1 protein-coding gene is annotated in these 1,034 nt (G+C 63.2%); it reads left to right on the forward strand.

From position 1 onward, the window contains the following. A partial coding sequence (locus PQU95_RS18455; RefSeq protein WP_272753358.1) for an Ig-like domain-containing protein occupies positions 1-1,034 on the forward strand: 1,034 nt, incomplete at both ends.

The following is a 1,034-nucleotide window of genomic DNA, read 5'->3' on the forward strand; positions in this document are numbered from 1 at the left end:
GGTGGCATCACCTGGACCGCCACGCTGACGCCGAGCGCTAACGTCAGCGACAGCAGCAACCTGATCACTCTCGATAATACTGGCATTAGCGACGCCGCCGGCAACGCCGGCAGCGGGGCGACTGATTCCAACAACTTCAGCATCGACACCGCGCGGCCGACTGCCAGCATCGTGGTGGCCGACACTGCGCTGGCCATTGGCGAGACCAGTTTGGTGACCATCACCTTCAGCGAAGCGGTGACCGGCTTTACCAATGCCGACCTTACCGTTGCCAACGGCACGCTGAGCGCTGTTAGCAGCAGCGACGGTGGCATCACCTGGACCGCCACGCTGACGCCGAGCGCTAACGTCAGCGACAGCAGCAACCTGATCACTCTCGATAATACTGGCATTAGCGACGCCGCCGGCAACGCCGGCAGCGGGGCGACTGATTCCAACAACTTCAGCATCGACACCGCGCGGCCGACTGCCAGCATCGTGGTGGCCGACACTGCGCTGGCCATTGGCGAGACCAGTCTGGTGACCATCACCTTCAGCGAAGCGGTAACCGGTTTTACCAATGCCGACCTTACCGTTGCCAACGGCACGCTGAGCGCGGTTAGCAGCAGCGACGGTGGCATCACCTGGACCGCCACGCTGACGCCGAGCGCTAACGTCAGCGACAGCAGCAACCTGATCACTCTCGATAATACTGGCATTAGCGACGCCGCCGGCAACGCCGGCAGCGGGGCGACTGATTCCAACAACTTCAGCATCGACACCGCGCGGCCGACTGCCAGCATCGTGGTGGCCGACACTGCGCTGGCCATTGGCGAGACCAGTCTGGTGACCATCACCTTCAGCGAAGCGGTGACCGGCTTTACCAATGCCGACCTTACCGTTGCCAACGGCACGCTGAGCGCGGTTAGCAGCAGCGACGGTGGCATCACCTGGACCGCCACGCTGACGCCGAGCGCTAACGTCAGCGACAGCAGCAACCTGATCACTCTCGATAATACTGGCATTAGCGACGCCGCCGGCAACGCCGGCAGCGG

Origin of the sequence: Vogesella aquatica (assembly GCF_028548455.1) — a bacterium.
Taxonomy (GTDB): Bacteria; Pseudomonadota; Gammaproteobacteria; order Burkholderiales; family Chromobacteriaceae; genus Vogesella; species Vogesella aquatica.